This window comes from Thalassospira sp. Z349TD_5 (assembly GCF_056173045.1).
Genome location: NZ_CM149654.1, coordinates 4225419 through 4247670 on the forward strand (window position 1 = coordinate 4225419; position 22252 = coordinate 4247670).

The 22252-nt window shown below is 54.0% G+C and carries 20 protein-coding genes; 13 read left to right on the plus strand and 7 right to left on the minus strand.

Translation table 11 applies throughout. From position 1 onward, the window contains the following. Positions 1-3: 3 nt before the first annotated feature. A complete protein-coding gene (locus tag AC0VXT_RS19395) occupies positions 4-1077 on the minus strand; it encodes a hemin-degrading factor (protein WP_475546727.1) in 1074 nt (357 codons plus the stop codon). A gap of 63 nt (positions 1078-1140) precedes the next feature. Continuing rightward, complete coding sequence (locus AC0VXT_RS19400) at positions 1141-3207, minus strand: TonB-dependent hemoglobin/transferrin/lactoferrin family receptor (RefSeq protein WP_475546728.1); 2067 nt, start codon at positions 3205-3207, stop codon at positions 1141-1143. On the opposite strand from AC0VXT_RS19400, the gene AC0VXT_RS19405 reads away from it, so the two are divergent. After that, positions 3206-3343, plus strand: coding sequence for a hypothetical protein (locus AC0VXT_RS19405; RefSeq protein WP_475546729.1), 138 nt, complete (start codon positions 3206-3208; stop codon positions 3341-3343). The two genes, AC0VXT_RS19400 and AC0VXT_RS19405, sit on opposite strands and share 2 nt — an antisense overlap. Here the strand turns inward: AC0VXT_RS19405 and hemP are convergent. The 3 genes from hemP to AC0VXT_RS19420 form a co-directional block, all read right to left on the minus strand. Then, the gene (gene hemP / locus AC0VXT_RS19410; protein WP_475546730.1) at positions 3332-3499 is read right to left on the minus strand and encodes a hemin uptake protein HemP; all 168 of its coding nucleotides are present in this window, start codon (positions 3497-3499) and stop codon (positions 3332-3334) included. The two genes, AC0VXT_RS19405 and hemP, sit on opposite strands and share 12 nt — an antisense overlap. 171 nt (positions 3500-3670) lie before the next feature. Beyond that, a complete protein-coding gene (locus tag AC0VXT_RS19415) occupies positions 3671-4897 on the minus strand; it encodes a CynX/NimT family MFS transporter (protein WP_475546731.1) in 1227 nt (408 codons plus the stop codon). A gap of 455 nt (positions 4898-5352) precedes the next feature. Continuing rightward, a complete protein-coding gene (locus AC0VXT_RS19420; RefSeq protein WP_475546732.1) occupies positions 5353-5982 on the minus strand; it encodes a LysE family translocator in 630 nt (209 codons plus the stop codon). A 298-nt stretch (positions 5983-6280) separates the two neighbouring features. Here AC0VXT_RS19420 and AC0VXT_RS19425 point away from each other — a divergent pair, with 298 nt between their 5' ends. The 12 genes from AC0VXT_RS19425 to AC0VXT_RS19480 all read left to right on the plus strand — a co-directional run bounded on the left by AC0VXT_RS19425 (position 6281) and on the right by AC0VXT_RS19480 (position 19223). Next, a complete protein-coding gene (locus AC0VXT_RS19425; protein WP_475546733.1) occupies positions 6281-6514 on the plus strand; it encodes a hypothetical protein in 234 nt (77 codons plus the stop codon). A gap of 372 nt (positions 6515-6886) precedes the next feature. Continuing rightward, the gene (locus AC0VXT_RS19430) at positions 6887-7183 is read left to right on the plus strand and encodes an SCP2 sterol-binding domain-containing protein (RefSeq protein WP_022732788.1); all 297 of its coding nucleotides are present in this window, start codon (positions 6887-6889) and stop codon (positions 7181-7183) included. A gap of 21 nt (positions 7184-7204) precedes the next feature. Further along, positions 7205-7870 (plus strand): DUF6134 family protein, encoded by a 666-nt coding sequence (locus tag AC0VXT_RS19435; protein WP_475546734.1) that lies wholly within the window; start codon positions 7205-7207, stop codon positions 7868-7870. Between the two features lie 158 nt (positions 7871-8028). Then, on the plus strand, positions 8029-9237 hold the full coding sequence (locus AC0VXT_RS19440; protein ID WP_475546735.1) for an OmpP1/FadL family transporter: 1209 nt from the start codon (positions 8029-8031) through the stop codon (positions 9235-9237). Positions 9238-9334: 97 nt separating this feature from the next. After that, a complete protein-coding gene (locus AC0VXT_RS19445; protein WP_475546736.1) occupies positions 9335-11026 on the plus strand; it encodes a long-chain-fatty-acid--CoA ligase in 1692 nt (563 codons plus the stop codon). 104 nt (positions 11027-11130) lie between these two features. Beyond that, the gene (locus AC0VXT_RS19450) at positions 11131-11535 is read left to right on the plus strand and encodes a MerR family transcriptional regulator (RefSeq protein WP_475546737.1); all 405 of its coding nucleotides are present in this window, start codon (positions 11131-11133) and stop codon (positions 11533-11535) included. A 43-nt stretch (positions 11536-11578) separates the two neighbouring features. Next, positions 11579-12715, plus strand: a complete 1137-nt coding sequence (locus AC0VXT_RS19455; protein WP_475546738.1) for a thiolase family protein — start codon at positions 11579-11581, stop codon at positions 12713-12715. Further along, complete coding sequence (locus AC0VXT_RS19460; RefSeq protein ID WP_475546739.1) at positions 12715-15057, plus strand: 3-hydroxyacyl-CoA dehydrogenase/enoyl-CoA hydratase family protein; 2343 nt, start codon at positions 12715-12717, stop codon at positions 15055-15057. The genes AC0VXT_RS19455 and AC0VXT_RS19460 overlap by 1 nt, the downstream gene beginning before the upstream one ends. Positions 15058-15074: 17 nt before the next feature. Further along, the gene (locus AC0VXT_RS19465; protein ID WP_475546740.1) at positions 15075-16859 is read left to right on the plus strand and encodes an acyl-CoA dehydrogenase C-terminal domain-containing protein; all 1785 of its coding nucleotides are present in this window, start codon (positions 15075-15077) and stop codon (positions 16857-16859) included. Between the two features lie 55 nt (positions 16860-16914). Beyond that, the gene (locus tag AC0VXT_RS19470; RefSeq protein ID WP_412777800.1) at positions 16915-17445 is read left to right on the plus strand and encodes an acyl-CoA thioesterase; all 531 of its coding nucleotides are present in this window, start codon (positions 16915-16917) and stop codon (positions 17443-17445) included. A 54-nt stretch (positions 17446-17499) separates the two neighbouring features. Next, the gene (locus tag AC0VXT_RS19475) at positions 17500-18306 is read left to right on the plus strand and encodes an enoyl-CoA hydratase (RefSeq protein WP_475546741.1); all 807 of its coding nucleotides are present in this window, start codon (positions 17500-17502) and stop codon (positions 18304-18306) included. A gap of 23 nt (positions 18307-18329) precedes the next feature. Then, positions 18330-19223 (plus strand): SDR family oxidoreductase, encoded by an 894-nt coding sequence (locus AC0VXT_RS19480; protein ID WP_475546742.1) that lies wholly within the window; start codon positions 18330-18332, stop codon positions 19221-19223. 262 nt (positions 19224-19485) lie between these two features. On the opposite strand, the gene AC0VXT_RS19485 is transcribed toward AC0VXT_RS19480, so the two are convergent. After that, the gene (locus AC0VXT_RS19485) at positions 19486-19965 is read right to left on the minus strand and encodes a hypothetical protein (RefSeq protein WP_475546743.1); all 480 of its coding nucleotides are present in this window, start codon (positions 19963-19965) and stop codon (positions 19486-19488) included. Positions 19966-20102: 137 nt separating this feature from the next. After that, on the minus strand, positions 20103-22229 hold the full coding sequence (gene mdoH / locus AC0VXT_RS19490) for a glucans biosynthesis glucosyltransferase MdoH (RefSeq protein ID WP_475546744.1): 2127 nt from the start codon (positions 22227-22229) through the stop codon (positions 20103-20105). Between the last annotated feature and the right edge of the window lie 23 nt (positions 22230-22252).

The window sequence follows — 22252 nt, forward strand, 5'->3', positions numbered from 1 at the left end:
GAGTTACTCCGCCACTTTGGCCGCTGCTGATGAATAGCGCGGCAGGCTCTCGGCCAGTTTTTGCCAATCGGGATTTTCCGGGTCCTTGGGTTTGCGCTCACCACAGAAAATCACGAAATTGTTCAATTCAGCGTCATACAGCTCAATCGTTGTCACCTGACCTTCGCGGATCGGTTTGCGCACGATCCAGGCTTGCGCAATCAAATCCATCCGCAGATGCAGGGTAAAGCTTGGATCCATGATGTTGATCCAGTCGCCCATTTCACGAATGGTATTGATCGGCCCGGTATGGATTTGAATGGCGCCACTGTTGCCAACAAACACCATGATAGACAGATCGCTTTTTGCCGCCGTTTCCAAAAGGGGTTTAAGCGCGTCATTGCTCAGCCGTTCGGCGAATTCTTCGCCAACCAGTCGCAGACCCTGATGGCGATCAACGTTGAAATCTTTCAACAAACCATGGAACTGATGGACATCGGTCATGCTGCGCCAATGGGCGCGCAGGTTTTCGACATCAACATCCCCATCCTTGCGGGTGACCGGTTTGGGCAGTGGTGGCAGGACCTCAATACCCGGTATCTGATTTTCTGCCTTAAAATCGGCAATCAGGGTGTCATAGGCAGCTTCATTGGAATGGCCGGTCAAAAAGACTTTGTGAATGGCCGTGCCATCGTGATCAAAGAACTGGAAACTGCGCCGACGCCCCGCGCGCGGATTATGGGTTTCAACCGCAAATCCATGTCCCCAGCGCCCCAGAAACAGGCGAAGGTCAATATCCCCGTTCAGAACAAGGCCCATTTCGCCATTGATACTGACCGCGCCGAACGTGCCGGTTTTTTCATGCACGACATTGACGTTGCGGGTCAGGATCTTGACCTCGCCCAGTTCTTCCAGCCGGGAAATCAGATCGCCCCAGTCCGCATCAAGACGCGTAACGTTCTGCCCAATGCCTGCGGCAACCAGTTCGCCCTCGGTCAAACCAAGTTCGGCGGCAATATCGACGGCATAGCCTTTTGCCTCACCGGCAGAGAATGCCGACCAGGCTTCATCGGCTGTTTTAAAATTGTTTTGTGTCATGGCGTTTAAGACCCTCCTTAAAGATCAGACGATGCAGAGGCGGCATCGTCTGATCTGCGGTGATTAGAATTTCATGCTTGCGGAAATTTTGACGTTGCGGCCCGGCTCATAAAGCCCCTGATCGGCAACCTGATAGTTATGATCAAGAATGTTATCGATCCCGGCATTAACCGTCAGTCCGGGCAGGGTTTGGCTTGCGTCCCAGCTGGCAAAAAGATCGAACGTTGCATAGCCCGGAACTTCGTCGCCATCCGAGATATGGGTCAGTCGGTCAACCATGTTTGCACGCCCGCCAATTTCAACACCCACGTCAACAAAACGATACCCACCGGAAACAGAGACCTTGTCAGCTGGAATGTTTGAAAGGTTCTCACCTGTCTGCGTGTTTTCACCGCGAATACGCGATCCTGCCAATCCGGCAAAAACAACACCCGTATCGTAGGTCAGTTCCGCTTCGAAGCCTTTGATCTCAGCTTCCGGTACGTTTACGCTTTTGGTTTCCGTACTTCCGACATATCCGCCCTCCTGGCTGATATAATCACTAATATCGTTCTGGAAATACGCAACCTTGGCACGGAGTGCATCGCCTGCGCTCAGCAGGTTATCAGACTTGAAATTGGTCCCGAATTCCCAAGTTTTGGCTTTTTCAGCTTCAAGATCGGGGTTGGCAACGAAACTGTTGCCCGGGAAGTGGTAACCACTCGCATACATCTCAGTCATAGCAGGCGCGCGGAAGGCCTCGGCATAACTGACATAGGACTGCATCCAGCTTGTCACGCGATAGCTGGCCGAGAAACGAGGCGAGATCGCACTGTCTTCGCGTGAACGTTGTCCGTCAGCAGAAAGATCGTATGAATCAAACCGGACACCCGCCGTCACATCAAGTGCATCGGTGACAGCCAGACTGTTATCCACATACACGCCATAGATCATCATTTCCGCATCCGGGAACAAGTTTGATACTTTTACCCCGTCACGTCGGCCTTCCTGTGAATCCTTATAAATCTCACCACCAACCGTCACTGCCAGATCCTGACCACCCAGATCAAAGCGCGATGTGTTGTTGCCATCAAAGCCAATGGTATCAAGGGTACGCTCGTCATGACGGCCATCACTGACGCGTTTTTCATCCAGATCGGTCCGCATGCCATAGGCATTAAGCTTTGCATCAACCCAATCATTGCCGGTATCGCGATAGCTATATCCAAGCACCAGCGAGGATTCTTCGCTTTCGCGGTCGACAAGAAAGTTGCTGGTTGCGTTTACGGCTGCACCACTGTCCGGTGCAGCAGGCAACTGGTGGTCATCTGTATAACGCTGCAAGGACAGGGTCAGACGGCTGGCATCATTGATATCGATGCCGCCCTTGAACAAACCGTTGATGTAATCATCATCGGTATAGGGCTGCTTTTCACCATTACCGGCTTCAAAGTTTCCGGTACTTTCGCGAGTCACACTAACAAGCACATCGGTGTTGTCAGTCGGGCGGCCATAGGCCATGCCATTCGTCGTCAATCCGTGGTCAACAGACGCATAACCGACCTTCACACGTGCACCGATATTCTGTCCCGGCTCGAGAAGATCATTCGCATCCTTGGTGGTCAACGCAATCACGCCACCAAGTGCGCCCGTTCCTTGCATCGTCGATGCCGCACCGCGATAGACTTCCACCGATTTCAACACTTCGGGATCAAAGAAGAAACGCCCCTTGTGCCCGACACTCATGTTGGCACGCGCACCATCCACACGCACAACAACCCTATCGCCCGTCAAACCACGAATGATTGGTTCCTGAACTGTGCTACGCGGACCACCATAAATCTCGACACCTGGCATACCGCGCAAGATATCGCCAAGATTATCTGGCTGACGGCGTTGGAGTTCTTCCTGATCGACAATGGATATCGATGCCGGGGCATCAATCACCGATGTCCCTGTTTTGCTGGCCGTGACCGAAATCGCATCCAGCACAATCGTCGGTTCCGGCACGGATTGCGCCGCGTCATCGGATGTCTGATCGACGGTTGTTTTTGGTGTTTCGTCGGTGGCGTCCTGTGCGTGCGCTGAAACGCAAAGCGCAACAATGGATACTGACGCCATAAGCAGGCGCGCAGAAGTCGTTCGAACCATGATGTTCCCCTGTAAGGCAGCTTTGGACCATTTCTGGCTGGCTGGCTGGCTTGTGCAGGGCACTGGCGCGCTGGCTGGCAAAATTGGTGAAGTTGATGGATATGGATCGCGTCTGGGGACGCTGTTATTTGGTTAGGATCAGTTTGTTATTCGATGTCAGGCGCAGGTGATATTCATCCCCCTGATGAATAATGATGATTTCCCGATCATCCCCCATCAACTCGCTGATTTGCATGTATTTGACCGCGCCGGGTTTGTCGTGCTTGGCCAGCCTGGCTGCGATGTCGGACATCGCAAACTCCTTATTTATTTCGAATGTAATTGATAATGATTTGCATTCTATATTCTTGTTGCGAATGCAAGTCAAGAACAGCTTGTGATGATTGTCACACACACCAAAACACCCCGGCATGGGGTCAATTCATGCCGGGGTGTTTTATCTCTGGTCACGCAGTGCGCGGTTTTATTCTCCGCCGATTTTCTCGGGCGATCCGGCACGCATGGCGGCACATATCTGGATCGCAACCACGACAAACAGGAAGTAAAGGGCAACCTGCCAATCGCCCAAAAGATCATGCAGCGCCCCGAACAAAACCGGTCCAATGGCCGCAAACAAATAACCGACCGACTGGGCCATGCCTGAAAGACGGGCCGAGGTTTGCGTATCCGCCCCGCGCATCCCAACCAGTGTCAGGGCAATGCTGATCATGCTGCCCTGACCAAGGCCAAGACAGACCGCCCAAAGATAGGGCAATTCAGTGGTGGCAAAGACAAAGCCGGGCACCGCAATGATCAAGGGAATGTGCAGGCACAGCATCGCCAGTTTTTTATTGCGGAACTTTGAATAGATCAGCGGGGCGGCAAAGGCGGCCGGAATGCCAAACACGTTGAAAAGGGTCAAAAGCGTTGCAGCTTCGGCCTCGGAAATGCCGCTGTCGATGAAGACTTTGGCCACCCATGCCGTGCCGGTATAAAACATCAATGACTGGCACCCGAAAAACAGGGCCAGCCACCAGGCTTCGACATTTTTCCACAACGATATTTTGACCAGAGATGCCGGTACAACCGCCTTATGGCGATAACGCAACATCGGCAGCCAGCAGATAAAGGCAATCGCGGCAAACACCGCCCAGATACCAAGTGACCAGCGCCAATCCCCGTCGGCCGCGTTGCGGATCGGAATGGAAATAAATGCCGCAACGGTCGCCCCGGTTGACATCGTGAAAGTGTAAAGTGCTGTCACCAGTGCGACACGGGTCGGGAAGCTTCGGCGCACCAACGACGGTGTTAGAACGTTCAAAACGGCAATCGCCGCCCCCAAAATGATCGTGCCAACCACCATGATGTCATAGGCACCACTGGCGCGCAGCCCCTGCCCGACGGCAATGAAAAACAGCATCGCAAGCAAGGTTGCCTCAAGCCCGAATTTTTGCCCCAACCGGGGGGCAAAGATCGACAAAACCCCGAAACTCAACACCGGCAAGGTCGTGAGCAGACCAAGCTGGGTTCCCGAAAGGGCAAGATCAGTTCCGATAATCTCGGCCAGCGGGCCAAGGCCGACAATGCTGCCGCGCATATTGGCTGCCAGAAGCAGGATCGCGATCAGAAACCCGATATGGGCACCAAGGCGATGAAACCCGCGCCCGGCATTATTTTGCGGTTCATCCGTGGGGGCAGTTTTGTCAGTCATCGGGGGGCTCCGTCTGGATCTGGGATGATCCGGGTAAGGTCGAGGGGTGGCGCGCATGACCATACTGGCTTGCACAGATTGAATGCAACAGGTTCTGGAAACGGTCTTGGCAATGGTCTTGGCAATGGTCTTGGCCCTGCGGTCTGAGGCGAATGCGCTGTGCGTTAAATCTGATCGATTGTGCCGACGTGAGCTTTCTGTGACCGAAAATTCCTTGCATCGTCTGTCTCCCTGAGATGCGGCCAAACGCAAAAAACCCGCAAAACATGATGTCTTGCGGGGTGCGGTGCAGGCGGTTTTTTCCTGTTGATTTGTCCTTTATGCCACAAATAAAAGAACAAATCAAGAACTTTTTGGAAATTTGAGCATCACCGCGCCGGGGACGGGAACAGAAACAGCGTGATATCAGCCTGCCTCAAGGCCGTGCATCACGATCCCTGCATCATGCATGATGCTTATAAAACCACACCCCACAGAACACGCAGGGCAACGACAACAAACAAAACCGCGATGATGCGTTCAATCCATGCGGCATGGTCGCGCAACCACGGTAAAACCGCGCCATGCGAAAGCCCGATCGCCACCAGACAGTACCAGCCCGCATCAATCGCCGCAGCGGTGAATGCCAGCAAAAACTTGCCGCCCCATTCAAATTCCGGCGAGACAAACTGGCTGAACAATGCGAGGAAAAACAGCGCGATTTTGGGATTGAGAAACGCAATCATGAACCCATCGCGTGCGGCCTGCGTCAACGACCCGGACAGTTGCCCGGCCCCTTCGACATTGAACTTTTCCCCCGACCCGGCCGCACGCCATGCCTTGATGGCAAGCCAGATCAGATAGAACGCACCCAGAATGCTGACCGCATTGTGAAACACCGGCACGGTTTGAAACAGGATCCCAAGACCGGTCATGGTGATGACGGCATAAAACCCGATGCCCACCCCATGGGCCAGCGCACAGGCAAAACCGGCCTGTCGCGATTGACCAACCGAATAGCGCAACACAACCGCAAGGCTCGGCCCCGGCGTCATCGCGCCCAAAACACAGATGGTTGCAACAGACAACCAGGCGGTAAAGCTCATATCGTTTCCTTTGGATGTCGGCAGCCCATCACATCCGTTCTGGATGCCTACCTTGTTTTGCCCGTCACGCTATCTGCTTGCCTGACCCGTTTCAACGGAAATGACGTCCCACCAGATGCCCCGCGTCTTCTGGTGCCTTCCCCTAGAACCATCAATTTTTTCAGTCCTCTGGCAGGGTGTGTGCCTTTTTATCTCCTTATCTGCCCGATTTTCCACGCAAAGGCGCCCAACCCGTTCCCATTTTCATTTCAGACTGTCTGACTGACACAACCTGAAACGAGCAAGAAGGATAGGGAACATGCGACAGGCAGTCATGATTCTGGCTCTGACCGACGCACTGGGGCTATCGGGGTGCAGCGGCCTGAATGATCGTAACCAGAAAATGCTGAGCGGGGCGGCAATTGGTGCGGGTGTCGGGGCCGTCGGGACTGTTTTGACAGGCGGCTGTGTTACCTGTGGCACCGTGATTGGCGGGGCCGTGGGCACGGGTGTCGGCTACATCATGCATGAAAATAACGAGGCCCGGAAATGATGAAACCGTCCGTGTGACGGTCTGTGTCATTGGCTTAACGTCGAGTCGGAGCAAAGCGGTCAGGACCGCGATATTCAGGATGTCGTGCCGCCATTGTTATGGGCGCAAAACAGCCGAAAAACGATGGCACGGCCAGCATGCAATCCTATCCGACTGAACCTTCCTGTTCGGATAAGAACAGGCACAGGATGCCGGGAATAATCACGTTCTATGGGGTGCACGCCGCGCATTTTGCACTTTAAAATTGTTAATTTTCAAAGCTCTATTCGTTATATTCCTCCCTCTATCGTAATTTGTTTTACGTTAACGTCACATTCCGTTACAGTTGAGCCACAATCATAAAAAAACACCGTCTTTAAGAGGGAGGCGTTCGTGGATGACATCCTCGAAACTGTAAAACAGAAACTGCCGCAGTTGCGCGGCCTGAATGCTGTTGTCGCATTTGATTGCGGCGATGACGGTCAGATTGTGGTCGATGCCACCGGTGATGAGCCGGAAATCACCGATGATGACCTGTCGGATGCTGATTGCATTCTGAAAATCAAAAAAGCCAACCTCGAAAAACTGATCAACGGAAAACTCGATCCGATGCTGGCCTTCACCATGGGCAAGCTCAAGATCAAGGGATCCATGGGAGTTGCGGCGAAATTATCGTCCATGCTGGACTGATCTGTTCTACGGGGGAACACCATGCGGAACCGCGCTTTAAAACGCACCGTATCGGCTTTGGCGACAGGGTCTGTCGCCCTTCTTGTGGCGTCATCGGCTTATGCTGGTGACATCCTGAATTTCCGTGTTCTTAAGGACGGGGAACCGATTGGCTATGAGAAAGTCGACATCACCCAAACGGCAAACGGCCGCACGGTTGAGGTTGAAACCCTGACCGATGTCCGGGTGCTGTTTCTTCAATTCCACTATGACCACCAGCGGACCGAGCAATGGCACGGCAATCAACTGGTATCGGTCAAAACCACCACCAATGATGACGGCACACACTACACCTATCAGGCGAACTATCAGGCAGATTGCTATGATATTTCCGGAAAAGGTGTCGGGAAGCGCAATGCCTGTGACGGCGCCTGGCCACTGACCTTGTGGCTTGAAGGCGTCACCGCCAAATCGCATCTCTATAGCGTCATCAACGCCGAACCTTATGCGGTGCAAATCAACAAGGTCGGCGACGAAAAACTGAGGATCGAAAACCGGGAAACACCGGCGACCCATTACGAAATGTCCGGCGATGACGAACGCGACCTTTGGTATGGCAGCGACGGATATCTTCTTAAAACCAGTTTTAAAAGAAAGGGTTACGACATCGATTTTATCAGAGTCGATGCGATTGCCCTTCAAGAATGACAGCGGGCGCTTTGGTCACAGAAATTAAAGCGTTTTACGATTAAGGGAGAAACTTTATGTCCAAGTTCAACAAGGGTTGCCTGTGGGGGGCAGCATCGGCAACGACAATTCTATGCGCGCTTGCCACGGCTGGTACCGCCCACGCATCTGGTTTTCAGGTGCGTGAAACAAGTGGCACGCTGCAGGGTTCAAGCTTTGCAGGGATGACTACGCTTTCAACCGATGCATCGACAATGTCCTATAACCCCGGCACTGTTGGTCAGTATGAAGAAACTTCGTACAGCGCAGGTATTACGGTTATCATGCCTGTCGCAAAGGCAAAGAATACTGTTGCGACGGATGGCACCCTAACGACCATCGCGCAAACCGGCGGTGGGTACAAAGACATGGCCGAAGATGCTGCTGTACCCAATGCCCACGCTGTATGGAAACTGAACGAAGAAATCAATGTTGGCGTCTCCATCACTTCTCCCTGGGGACTTGTAACTGACAACGATTCAGATTTTGCTGGCCGCTTTTTTGGAACGACGTCCAAAATCAAGACCGTCAATATCAAGCCCGTCGTTGCTTACCGGTTTGATAACGGCCTTAGCATCGGCGCAGGCCCCCAAATTCAGCGATTTGAGGCTTCTTTATCCAAGGCTGTGGCCTCTCTTAATGCGAATAAAACCGAGGGCAATTCGACAATTAAGGGTGATGATATCGGGTATGGCTGGACCGCTGGTTTAAATTGGGAAATAACCAATAGCACGCGGATCGGCTTGTCCTACAACTCTGAAATTGACCACAAGCTTGAGGGCAAGATCAAATTTGATAGTGCTGCCAAAGGGCTTGCCACCCCTTATACTGATCGCAAAACCACCGCAAAAATCACAACCCCTGAGGCAATTGCATTCGGTGCATCTCATAGCATCACCGATCAGTGGACCCTTATGGGGGACGTTCAGTGGACCAACTGGAATTCAGTTGATGAGCTGGTCTTTAACTATGACGGCCTGATCAATAACTCTCTGGCGACAAGCAGCAGCACGACAGATTACTACAACTGGGGAACCTCTTGGTTTGGCGCGCTTGGTGCTCGCTATCAGTATGATGAAAACTGGGCGTTTACCGGCGGTATCGCGTTTGACGAAACTCCTATCAAGACGCGGAACCGAAATGTACGGCTGCCAGATTCAGACCGCTATTGGGTTTCCCTTGGTACGACTTACAAAGTTGCAGACTGGGCCAATGTAACCGTCGGCTACACGCACGTCTTTGCCGATACTGCACGTGTTGATCATACATCAGCTTCCCTTGGGAACTATGCTGCGGACTACGAAGCCAACGTCGACATCATCGCCCTGCAGGCGAACTTCAAGTTCTGATCTGCTATACTGTTCGGTGCGGGGGAGCGGATGCTGCCCCGACCGGGCCCGTTTTTTTTGCCCGTAAAGTGACGTTAACGTAATGGAGTTAACGCGAATGAACCAGATGAACGTTCAAGAATCCCCGACCCTGATCAATGGCGTTGACGTAAGCTCGCCGGTTTACACCTGCCCGGTTCATGAGATTTTCGACCGGGCCGCAGCACGTTTTCCCAACCGTCCCTGTATTGATTTTCTGGGTCGGATTTACGATTACAAAACCATCAAGGATCAGATTGATCGCGCCGCCGAAGGCTTTAAACAGCTTGGCATCCGCAAAGGCGACAAGGTTGGGCTCTGCCTGCCCAATACGCCGTATTATGTGGTGTGCTATTACGCGATCCTGAAATGCGGCGGCGTGGTGGTCAATTTCAATCCGCTGTATGCAAAGCGCGAGATCGCCTATCAGATTGAGGATTCCGGCTGTCGCCTGATGGTGACGTTGAACCTTAAACAGATTTATCCCAAGGTCGCGGCCTGTCTGGATCAAACCTGTCTGAAGCGGATTGTCGTTTGCGAAATGAGCGACATTCTGCCGCCGATCAAAAGCGTTCTGTTTTCACTGTTTAAACGCAGCGAACTGGCCGACGTCCCGACCGATTTGCGCCATATTGCCTATGATCGTGTTATCGGCTGCAAGCCAATTGATACGGCGGCCGATATCGCGGTCGATGATCTGGCAGTACTCCAATATACCGGCGGCACGACTGGTCGCCCCAAGGGGGCGATGCTGACCCATGCGAACCTCAGTGCCAATGTTGATCAGCTGACCCGCTGGATGCCCGACGCCAATCCCGGATATGAGGTCACATTGTGTGTCCTGCCGTTCTTCCATGTTTTTGCCATGACCGTGGCGCTTAACACATCGGTCAACATGGGGTCGGAACTTGTTCTTCAACCCCGCTTTGAGCTTAATGCCTTGCTTAAGGCGCTCGATAAAAAGCGGGCAACAATCTTTCCCGGCGTTCCGACAATCTATACCGCCATCAACAATTCGCCAGAAACACCCAAACACGATCTGTCACACATTCGATGCTGTATTTCAGGCGGTGCGCCGCTTCCCGTTGAGGTCAAACATCGGTTTGAGGAAATCACCGGGTCGAAAGTCGTTGAAGGATACGGCCTAACCGAAGCCAGCCCGGTTTGCACCTGTAACCCGCTCAAAGGGGTCAACAAGGAAGGCTCAATCGGTCTGGCAATGCCGGGGGCTGAAATCGAAATTCGTTCGTTAGAACACCATGCTCAACCCGTACCACTGGGTGAAAAGGGCGAGGTGTGCGTGCGTGGACCGCAAGTTATGCCGGGATACTGGCAAAACCCCGCCGCGACCGAGGAAACCTTTGTCGACGGTTGGCTCCGGACCGGCGATGTCGGCTATCAGGATGAGGATGGCTATACCTTCCTTGTTGATCGGTTGAAGGACGTCATCCTGTGTAGTGGATACAACGTCTATCCCCGCGCGATTGAAGAAGCCCTTTACCTGCATGAACAGATCGCCGAGGTCACCTGCATTGGCGTGCCCGATCCCTATCGTGGACAGGCACCAAAGGCGTTTGTGCGTCTGAAGGATGGCGTGACAGATATTACCGCCGAAGATTTGCGGGCATTCCTTGATGATAAAATTTCGCGAATCGAGATGCCGCGCGAGATTGAAATCCGTGAAGAACTTCCCAAAACCATGGTCGGCAAATTGTCGAAAAAAGAGCTGGTTGAGGAAGAGCGCCTAAAACGTGAGGGAGCACGTCAATAAATTCAATACGTTAACGTCACATCACACACAGAGAAAAAATCAATGTAACGTTAACGTAAACTAATTGACGTTAAGTGAAAAATAGATACCATGGGGGCGAGAACATGACGAAATTAGACGACCGGTTTTACACCGTGCCGGAACTGGCCGCTGATCTTGGCATCACGCCACGCACCATTCGGTTTTACGAACAAAAGGGACTCGTAAATCCGCAACGTGCAGGCACCACACGGGTTTATACCCGGCAGGATCGCGCCAAGATGCTGATCATTCTGCGCGGCAAGCGACTGGGGTTCAGCCTGCGCGAGATCGCCGATTATCTTGATCTCTATGGCGCGGACCCCACCCAGTCAGAGCAGATCAGAATGCTGCTTGGCCGGGTTCGCGAACGGATGTCGGATCTGGAAGAACAACGCCAGGCCCTGGACGTCACATTGGATGAACTGCGCGACATCGAACAACAATCGATTGATGCGCTTAAAGAAAAAGGACTCGATCCGGTTTCGTAATGATACCCGGACACGAGGACAGCTCAGGAAGGAAGACATCGCCATGACCAACGCCGTAATTGCCGGATATGTCCGCTCACCCTTTACCCCCGCCCGCAAAGGGGCTCTTGCCAAGGTCCGTCCTGATGACCTTGCGGCACAGGTCGTCAAAGGTCTGGTCGAAAAGACCGGGATCGATCCCAAAGACATCGAAGACCTGATCCTTGGCTGTGCCTTTCCCGAAGGCGAACAGGGTTTTAACGTTGCCCGTCTGGTGACCTTCCTGGCCGACCTGCCGCGATCAGTCGCGGGTGTGACCGTCAACCGGTTCTGTGGGTCATCGATGCAGTCGATCCATCAGGCGGCGGGTGCCATCGCGATGGGTGCCGGGGATGTCTTTATCTGTGCCGGTGTCGAAAGCATGACCCGTGTTCCGATGATGGGCTTTAACCCGTTACCCAACCCGGATTTGTATAAGGAAATGCCCGAGGCCTATATGGGCATGGGCGATACGGCCGAAAATGTTGCGGCGAAATACAGCCTGTCGCGCGCCGATCAGGAAGCCTTCGCGGTTGAAAGCCACAAACGGGCGGCATCCGCACAGGCGGCTGGCAAATTCACCGATGAAATCATCCCGATCCAGACCAAGGACGGTGTTGTTTCCGAAGATGGCTGTATCCGCGCTGAAACCACCGCGCAAAGTCTTGCCGACCTGAAACCGGCATTCAAGGCTGATGGTGTTGTGACGGCGGGCACGTCTTCGCCGCTGACCGACGGGGCGTCTGCGGTTCTGGTCTGCTCGGAAGACTATGCAAAGAAACACGGCCTGACCCCGCTTGCGCGGATCAAATCGGTTGCGGTTGATGGGTGCCTGCCTGAAATCATGGGCATTGGCCCGGTGGGTGCCTCGAAAAAGGCCCTGTCGCGTGCTGGCCTTTCCGCATCCGATATTGATGTCACCGAACTGAACGAGGCGTTCTCGTCACAGGCGATGGCCAGCATTTCCGACCTTGGTCTGGACGGGGCAAAGGTCAATATCGACGGTGGTGCGCTGGCCCTTGGTCATCCGCTGGGTGCCACGGGTGCGCGTATTGTAGGTAAGGCAGCCGCCGTTTTGAAACGTGATGGCGGCAAATATGCCTTGGCCTCGCAATGCATTGGCGGGGGTCAGGGGATCGCGACCATTCTGGAGGCGATGTAATGCCCAACGTAACATCAGACATCAAACAGGTTGCCGTGATCGGCGCCGGAGTTATGGGGGCGTCGATTGCCGCCCATATCGCCAATTCCGGGACCCCGGTCCTGCTGCTTGATATCGTTCCCGACGGGGCCAAAAACCGCAATGCGGTGGCCGAGGGTGCGGTGGCCAAAATGCTGAAAACCGATCCGGCCCCGTTTATGTCCAAACGGGTCGCCAAACTGATCACGTGCGGCAATATCGAGGATGACCTTGATAAAATTGCCAAATGTGACTGGATCATCGAGGCGGTTATCGAACGCCTTGATATCAAGCAGGACCTGTATCGTAAAATCGATGCCGTCCGTGCCAAGGGATCGGTGATTTCGTCAAATACTTCGACCATTCCGCTCGCCACCCTGATTGACGGCATGGATAAGACGTTCGCGCAGGACTTCATCATCACCCACTTCTTTAACCCGCCGCGCTATATGCGTTTGCTGGAACTGGTGGGATCGGATGCGACCCGTGATGGCGTGATCGACATGGTTGCCGATTTTGCCGATCGCAAACTGGGCAAGACCTGTGTCACCTGCCACGATGAGCCCGGCTTTATTGCCAACCGTCTTGGTGTGTACTGGATTCAGGCCGCCATGGTCGAGGCCATGGACCGCAAACTGACCGTCGAAGAAGCCGACAGCGTCATTGGCCGCCCATTTGGCATTCCCAAAACCGGGGTGTTTGGCCTGATGGATCTGGTGGGTCTTGATTTGATGCCCCATGTGCAATCCAGCATGGCCGGCGCGCTTGATAAATCCGATCCGTTCCACGCCATTTACCGCGAAAGTGAACTGGTCAGCACCCTGATTGCCGATGGCTATACCGGGCGCAAGGGCAAGGGCAAGGGCGGCTTTTACCGCCTGAACCGCGATGGTGGCGGGAAAGTCAAAGAATCGGTTGATCTGCAAACCGGTAAATTTTCCACATCCGAAAAGGCCCGTGTTTCAAGCGTGCGCGCAGCAGGCAAAGATCCGCGTAAAATGATGGAAGCATCGGACAAGGGCGGCCAATATGGGCGCGCTGTCATGGGCAAAACCCTTGCCTATGCCGCCTTTATTGCCGAGGTTGCGGCCAATTCGATTGTCGATGTCGATGATGCGATGAAGCTGGGCTATGCGTGGAAAACCGGCCCGTTTGAGCTGATTGATGCCATTGGCGTTGATGTGCTGATTGCGATGCTTGAGGAAGACGGCGTTGAAATCCCGGCATTGCTCAAAAAGGCGGCGGGCAAGTCGTTCTACAAGGTCGAAGACGGACAGCTTTTCTATCTTGGCTTTGACGGGGAATATGCTGCTGTCACCCGCCCGGATGGCGTCATCCTGCTTGAAGACATCAAACGCAAATCCGAACCGGTTGCCGGGAACCGCGCCGCATCGCTTTGGGATATTGGCGATGGGGTTGCCTGTCTTGAATTCCATACCAAAATGAACGCGCTTGATGCCGACGTGCTTGGTGCAATCAAAACATCGATCCGGACTGTTAAAAAGCAATTCAAGGCGATGGTGATCTACAACGAAGGCAGCAATTTCTCAGCCGGGGCGAACCTTGGTCTGGCATTGTTTGCCGCCAATATCGCCGCATGGCCGGAGATTGAGAATCTGGTTGAAACCGGTCAGGAAACCTACAAGGCGCTTAAATATTCACCCTTCCCGGTTGTTGGCGCGCCAAGTGGTCTTGCCCTTGGTGGTGGCTGTGAAGTTCTGCTTCATTGTGATGCGGTTCAGGCGCATGGGGAAACCTATATCGGGTTGGTTGAACCCGGTGTTGGCCTGATCCCGGCATGGGGCGGATGTAAGGAAATGATCCGTCGCTGGACGGAAAATCCGAAATTCGTCAAAGGCCCGATGGCCCCAAGTGCCAAGGTGTTTGAAATCATCTCGGTCGCGACCGTTGCCAAATCGGCCATGGAAGCCAAGGAAAACCTGTTTTTCCGCGAATCAGATGGCATCACCATGAATCGCAACCGTTTGCTGGCCGATGCCAAGCAACGCGCGCTTTCGATGGTCGAGGACTACGAAGCGCCCGAAGAATTCACCTATCGCCTGCCCGGTGAAAGTGCCCGTGTGGCGTTTGAAATGGCGGTCGATGGTTTCCACCGTCTTGGCAAGGCCACCGATTACGACCGTGTCGTGGCCGGGGAACTGGCAAAGGTCCTTTCGGGCGGCGATACCGACGTCACCGAAGAACTGTCCGAAGACGACATGCTTGAAATGGAACGCGAAGGTTTCATGCGGCTGGTCCGCAATGAAGGCACCATGGCCCGGGTCGAGCATATGTTGCTGACCGGCAAGCCGTTGCGGAATTAAGGACGAGGAGACGGAAAATGGCAGAATATAAAGCACCCTTACGCGACATGCGCTTCGTCCTGACCGAGCTGTTTGATTTTAACGACATCAATCAAATGCCCGGTTGCGAGGATTTCACCCCCGACGTTGTCGATGCGGTTCTCCAAGAAGCCGCCAAGGTCTGTGAAGAGGTCCTGTATCCGATCAACAGGTCGGGCGATGAGGAAGGCTGTCACTGGGATGACGGGGTCGTTACGACCCCCAAAGGTTTCAAGGAAGCCTATAAAACCTTTGCCGAAGGCGGCTGGACCGGCATTGCCTGTGACCCGACCTATGGTGGGCAAGGTGCGCCCAAATCGATCAATGCGCTGGTCGAAGAAATCATATGTTCGAGCAACCTGTCCTTTGGCATGTATCCCGGCCTGTCGTTTGGCGCCTATGCCGCCCTGCACAGCCATGCATCAGACGCATTGAAGGATAAATTCCTGCCCAAGATGGTCGAAGGTACGTGGGCGGGTACCATGTGCCTGACCGAACCGCATTGCGGCACCGACCTTGGCATCATCAAATCCAAGGCCGACCCGATTGATGACGGGTCTTATGCAATCACCGGGACCAAGATTTTCATCTCGGCCGGGGAACATGACCTGACCGAAAACATCATCCATCTGGTACTGGCAAAACTGCCCGATGCGCCTAAGGGCACCAAGGGTATTTCGCTGTTTCTTGTCCCGAAATTCATGGTCGGCGATGACGGATCGCTTGGTGATCGCAATGCGGTCAAATGTGGTTCGATAGAACACAAGATGGGCATCAAGGCATCATCGACCTGTGTCATGAACTTTGACGGTGCGGTTGGCTATCTGGTGGGTGAACCCCATCAGGGCATGCCCGCGATGTTCACCATGATGAACCAGGAACGCCTGTCGGTCGGCATTCAGGGTCTTGGTCTTGGTGAGGCTGCCTATCAGGGGGCACGCGCCTATGCCAAGGACCGTCTTCAGGGCCGGGCACTTACGGGTGCGAAATCGCCTGACAAGGCGGCTGATTCAATCATTGTGCATCCCGATGTGCGCCGCATGTTGCTGACTGCCAAGGCCACCAACGAAGGGTGCCGGGCGATGGGCATGTGGGTCGCACGCGCCCTTGATACCGCCAAGCATCATGCCGATCCGGTCAAACGCGAAGAAGCCGATGAATTTGTTCAGCTGATGACCCCGATTGTCAAAGCCCTGTTTACCGATTGGGGTTTTGATAACGCCAATCTGGGTGTGCAGGTCTTTGGCGGGCATGGTTACATCCGCGAATGGGGCATGGAACAATATGTCCGTGATGCCCGCATTGCCCAGATTTACGAAGGTACGAACGGCATTCAGGCCCTTGATCTTGTCGGGCGTAAAATGCCGGCCAAGGCAGGCCGTTACCTGCGCCGGTTCTTCCACCCGGTACAGGAATATATCGAAGCCAACGTATCGAACGGGGAACTGGGCGACTATGTTCAGCCACTGGCCAAGGCGTTCATGCGCCTGCAACAAATTACTGGTGAACTGGCCCAGCGCGGCATGAAAAACCCCGATGAAGCCGGGGCCGCCGCATCTGAATTCCTGCGTTTGTTTGGCTTGGTCGCGGTTGGCTTTATGTGGGCTCGCATGGCTGAAATCGCACTGGCCAAACGCGATGATGACCCGGACGGGTTCTATAAGGCCAAACTGATCACGGCGAAATTCTATATGGAACGGGTTTTGCCGCAATCAGGGGCGCTGTTTAGCCAGATGATGTCGGGTTCCAGCAACATGATGGCACTTGATGAGGAGCTGTTCTGATCATGGCATCGGACCGCATTGAGGATAACAGGGCATCCATGCCCGGAGGCATGTCGTGAACCTTATTTTCCGACTGATCCGGGTATTGATCCTGTCGCTGGTGCGGTCCCGCCTTGACCCGCTGGATCCATCTGTTTTGCATTTCCGGGCTTGGCCATTTGATCTCGACATCAACGTGCATATGACCAATTCGCGGTATTTTGCGCTGATGGACCTTGGCCGGACCGAGCTTATTTTGCGCAATGGCATCGCCAAACAGATGTTTAAACGCAAATGGCAGCCGGTGGTATCGGGCTCCACCATGCGGTTTAAACGCGCCATCAAACCGTTTCAGAAGTTTGCTGTGGAAACCCAGGCCCTATATTGGGATGACAAGGGATTTTACCTTGAACAACGCTTTGTTGCGAACGGAAAAACCTTGGCCCTTGGTGTTGTAAAGGCCGTGTTTGTTGGCCCCGAAGGCATCATCCGGCCCGAAGAAATTTGCCGTCTTGTTGGTGCGGATGAAACCTCACCACTGATGCCCGACTGGCTTTCGGGCTGGCCGGATATGGAAAGTGCGATTGAAGCACGCCTTGCGGCCTGATGCACAGGTAAGCACAGAAAGAAAACCGGGCAAAAGCCCGCGGGAGGAACTCACATGGCATCGAATGACGCCGTTTTGCTGTCGATAACCGATGAAATCGCAACCATCACGCTCAACCGTTCTGAGCGGATGAACGCGCTTGATCAGGCCATGGTCAACGGGTTGTCCGACGCGCTTGATCAGATCGAAGCTGACATTACCAATATCGGCGCGATCATCATCGAAGGATCAGGCGGGACCTTTATGGCCGGTGGCGATGTGAAATTCTTTTATCAGATGGCCCAAACCCCCACCAATGAAGCCCGCCCGCTGATCGAAACCATGATTGGCGGCGTGCACGACATTATTGCCCTCATTCATGCCCTGCCCCGTCCTGTGGTGGCAAAACTTGAAGGCGCGGTTGCCGGGTTTGGTATCAGTCTGATGAATGCCTGTGACCTTGCTGTTGCCGCCGAGGACACGGTTTTCACCCTTGCCTATATCCATATCGGCACATCGCCCGACGGGGGCGCGACCCATTCGCTGACCCGTTTGGTCGGCATGAAGAAGGCCAAGGAGATTGCCCTTTTGGGGGATCGGTTTGGTGCGGACGAGGCCCTTGATTACGGGTTGATCAACCGGGTTGTTCCAGCTGCACAGCTGCCATCGGCCACCGCGAAATATGCCACCCGTCTGGCCAATGGCCCCCGCGATGCGATTGCCCGGACCAAGGCGCTGTTGAACGCCGCCCCGGAAAACGACCTTTTCACCCAACTTGCTGCTGAGGCCACATCATTTGCCGACTGTGCGGTCAGTGCCGATTTCCGCGAAGGTGTCACCGCCTTTGTGGAAAAACGCAGCCCCCAGTTTGGCAAATCATAAAAAGAATTCAGGGAAAAACATCCATGGCAAATCTTGCAGGTAAAACACTGTTCATCACCGGCGCGTCACGCGGCATTGGCAAGGAAATTGCCCTGCGTGCCGCACGTGACGGCGCCAATATCGCCGTGATTGCCAAAACCGAAGAACCCCACCCGAAACTGCCCGGCACCATCCACAGCACCGTCGCCGAAATCGACGCCGCCGGTGGCAAGGGATTGGCGCTTAAAACCGACATTCGTGAAGAAGACGAGATTGCCGCGGCGGTTGCCAAAACCGTCGAAACATTCGGCGGCATTGATATCCTGATCAACAATGCCAGCGCGATCAATCTGACCCCGACCCTGAAAACGCCGATGAAGCGGTTTGATTTGATGCATCAGGTCAATACACGGGCCAGTTTTGCCTGTGCGCAGGCCTGCCTGCCGCATCTGTTAAAGTCAGACAATCCGCATATCCTGACCATGTCCCCGCCGCCCAACCTGTCACCGCAATGGTTTGCCAATCATACGGCCTATACCATTTCGAAATACGGTATGAGCCTGGTGACACTGGGGCTGGCCGCCGAGTTTGCCGACGAAGGCGTTGCGGTAAATTCATTGTGGCCGGTCACCGTGATTGAAACGGCCGCTTTGAACATGATCCCCGGACTGGAACAGGGACGGGCGCGCAAACCTGAAATTATTGCCGACGCCGCGCACGCCATCCTAACGGCGCCCTCGCGCGAGGTTACTGGCGGGTTCTTTACCGATGAGTCGGTCCTTGAGGCCATCGGCATCACTGATTTTGAACAGTACAACCTGACACCGGGCAAATCGCCCTATCCGGACTTCTTTCTTGAGTTTGACCGCAACGGCAAGAACGACCCGCAGGTTGCAAAACTTCTGGAAAAACTTGGCCGCTTTCACAAAGCCGCCTGAACACCGTTTGGCGCCGAAGTAGTGTGTGCTTCGGCGTCTTGCAGGGGCCTGATCTGACCAAGGTGGTTTTATCAGGTTTCTCGCCCGCTGAACTCAACCCGCCCTTTGTGGCGGGTTCTTTTTTGGAAATTTACCCAGAGTCAGGACCTGCTTACACAAAAAAGCACCGCCAACATATGTGGCGGTGCCAATCCTTCAGGCTTTGCATATCAACGTTGAGGGTTAAGATGAAAAAGCAAAAGAGCGAAGGATACGTTATGTATCAGGAAGCGCGGCGCTCAAGCGTTTGGCGCGGCATTTCACATGATTTCAAACTTGGTGTCGGCAACATCATCTGAACCGACAGTGCAATCGCCAGATCATGGTGGGTGCGAGTCTTATCAAGAAAATGCTCGGACCAGATGCCGTCGCGATTGGCCGACAAAAAGGCACAGCGCAGCATCGAGAATTTTCCGGAACTATAGCAATCATGCTGACCGGTTACCTGTGCAAACCAGCCGCCAATCGTGTCATGTGCGGCCTGATCCAGAAGGTCCTGCATGTTTGTCCGGTCATTTGCCGCAAAGCTGTCTTTTGCAAGCGCATCGCGGAGTGCTGTCACCAAACGCTGCTTGGCGGATGCATTGGTCAAGCCAAAAGACCGCAGCCAAGCATGTGCTGTATCTTCGATCAGGCGCGTCATCGCAGCCGATTCAAAAGAAGCGTAAGAAAAGCCCTGTGATGCAATGGTCAGATCAGTCATGTTTTTGGCCCCTAAGAAGCTAAGCAGTCATCGGTGATTAACTGTTCGTTAAGAATGATATTCACCTTAAAAAGTCGGGATATTTTGCTCAAATCTGGGCGTTTTTGTGGCGATATGTATTATTTTAAAACAATACCTTACGACAAAACGTCCGGGGATTTTGCAACGGATGCATCCCGTCCCGCCATGATCTGATCCAACGGCTTGACCGGCCAGGACAAGATCAGCAGCTTTTCATCACGTGTCAGGCTTTCAATGCCAAGGCGCGCCAGTTTTTCATAAATAATGCCAATCTCGATCGCGGTGCGGGCATCCGGCTTACGCGCGGGAAGCAATGCCGAATGCAGCGCATTGGCATACGGATCTTCGATCAGGCGCAAAAGCCCATCCTTCACGTCACCACCACCATTTTCAGCCGTGATCCGTTCAAGGGCGCGCAGTTCTTCGGGGCTGTCATATTCTTCAGGTGTAACAAATAGCTTCATCCGGCGCGCGGCCTTGCCAATGGCAAGGTTGCTGGAATAATGCGTTAACCACGGCGATAAAACCAACCCCGCCAAAATCGGCGAGAGCCACCAGAAGAATGCCGTATCAACAAAAACGGCAATCGCCCCCCAGATCAGCCCGATGACAATGATCGTGCGATGGGTTTTAAGGGCGGCACGAAATGGCACACCGGCATCGTCGCGTTCCTGCGCATCCCAGCCAACCTGATTGCCGGTCAGAACCGAAAACACAAATTGCGCATGCAACATCATCATGATCGGAGCCTGCAACGCGGAATAGAGCGTTTCAAGCAGGCCACTCATGAGCACCATTACCCCGCCATACTGCTTGCGATCCCGACCAAGACACACCATCAGGATCGAGATGATCTTGGGCAGCACCAGCATGCCGATGGTAAAGATCAAAAGGACGAGCATTTCAAACGACCGGTCCACCGGCCATTGCGGGAACATCGTGAAATGACCGGGAAAGAAGCTATAGGTCAGCTGCGTATTTTGCAGTGTGGCAATGGTCGAGCTTAACAACAGCAACAACCAGAGTGGCGACGAGGCAAAGCTCATCACCCCCATAAAGAAATGAAGTCGGCTGAGCGGTTTAAACCCATCGGCCACCATCAGGCGGGCGTGTTGCATATTGCCCTGACACCAACGGCGGTCACGAATGGCAAAATCAATCAGATTGGGCGGTAATTCTTCCCAGCTGCCTTCAAGCTGCGGGATCAGCCAGCACCGCCAGCCTGCTTTGCGCATAAAGGCTGCCTCGACGAAATCGTGGCTGAGGATATGACCGCCCATCGGGGGTTTGCCCGACAGAACCGGAAGCCCACAGCATTCAATGAATGCCTTAACCCGAATGATCGCGTTATGGCCCCAATAGTTCGAACTGCCCATGCACCAGAATGACAGACCCGCCGACATTGTCGGACCATGGACGCGCGAGATAAATTGCAAGATGCGGGCAAACAGCGTCTGACGGCCGGTCGGCTGCGGCGGACTTTGGACAATCCCGGCATCCGGGTTGTTTTCCATCAGATAGGCCATGTTGACCATGGCATCGCCTGACATCACACTATCGGCGTCAAACACGATCATATGATCGTAATTGGCCGCATAGGTCTCACAGAATTCCTTAAGGTTGCCCGATTTTCGTTCGGTGTTTTCTGCGCGTCTGCGGAAAAAGATTTTGCCGCGTGCATTCAAATCGGTACAGGCCTTTGCCCATGCCATTTCCTCGGCAATCCAGATATCGGGATCGCGCGTGTCAGACAGAACAAAGAAATCAAACGCATCTATTTCACCGGTGGCAGCAAGGCTTTCATAACTTGCGCGAAGGCCTGCGAACACGCGGTTGGGGTCCTCGTTATACACCGGGATCACAACCACGTTCTTGGATTGCAGCGGCCCTTTGCGTGCAATGGGTTTAAGACGTTTGAGCGTAATCGCATCAAGCTTCAAGCCGCGCAGGATCAACCCGACAATACCGGTAAAGAACGACAGTGAAATCCAGGCAAAGTTGATGCTAAAGAACGCAACCACCACCATTTCCATGATGGTCAACTGGTCCGCCCCCAAGACATCGGCCATCAGCCACGCGGCATAGACCGTTGCGGCAAGCGATGCGCCAAACAGGAAGAAACGCCGTGCCCCAACACCCGGCCCGCGCAGTCTGACGGCCGGGTCATAGGCGACCGCATCGTCTGGACTGCCTTTCGGATGATCGGGCGTCGGGTCGTTCTGTGGATCAGAAATCCGGTTCATTTGGGGCTACCTGAATATGTCTG